The organism is Agrilactobacillus fermenti, assembly GCF_021030645.1.
Lineage (GTDB): Bacteria > Bacillota > Bacilli > Lactobacillales > Lactobacillaceae > Agrilactobacillus > Agrilactobacillus fermenti.
The window spans coordinates 1-673 of sequence record NZ_JACGCJ010000069.1; the positions used below are offsets into that span (position 1 = coordinate 1).

Below are 673 nucleotides of genomic sequence, written 5' to 3' on the forward strand. Positions count from 1 at the left end.
AGCAAAAAGAGAAAATACAGAAACAATTGATAGCGCAAGCGAAAGCTTTACCAGAATTTGAGATCTTGACTTCTATGCCTGGCATTGGTGAATTGACAGCTAGCCGAATCATTGGTGAGGTCGGTGATTTCACCCGCTTTGACAATGCCAAACAGATCAATGCTTATATCGGCATCGACTTAAGACAATACCAATCTGGTACTTACCGAGCGATTGATCATATCAATAAACGTGGCGATCCTTACGCCCGTGGCTTATTTTATTTAACAGTGGCCAATATGCGTCGAGTCTACGGCTTGACCAAGGTGCCCAATCATATTGTCGACTTTTATTATCGCTTACGAAAAAAAGGACCTCATCCAAAATTGGATAAGGTCGCAACGGTGGCTTGCATGAATAAACTGATCAAATGTCTGTTTGTCATGATTAAAAGTCACCAAACATATAACTATAAGTTATATCACGGGCTCGAAGCCCAATAAGGCCTGACACCTTATAAAATCAAGTATACCACGATATAGATCTGAAAAAGCAACCGATCGCGGTGTATTTGAGTTACCCTAATTTCACCCCCATGGGGGTGAAGCATACTCAAGTGACGCAAACCTTATACAATAGACATTGATTCATTAACAGATGATTTAGTTGGAATTAACACTTGACTAATCGTAGG

At 40.4% G+C, this 673-nt stretch carries 1 protein-coding gene; it reads left to right on the top strand.

Translation table 11 applies throughout. The annotated features are described in order from the left end of the window. On the top strand, nucleotides 1-482 hold a 482-nt coding region (locus FHQ08_RS12635; RefSeq protein WP_230914745.1), incomplete at its 5' end, for a transposase. Between the last annotated feature and the right edge of the window lie 191 nt (nucleotides 483-673).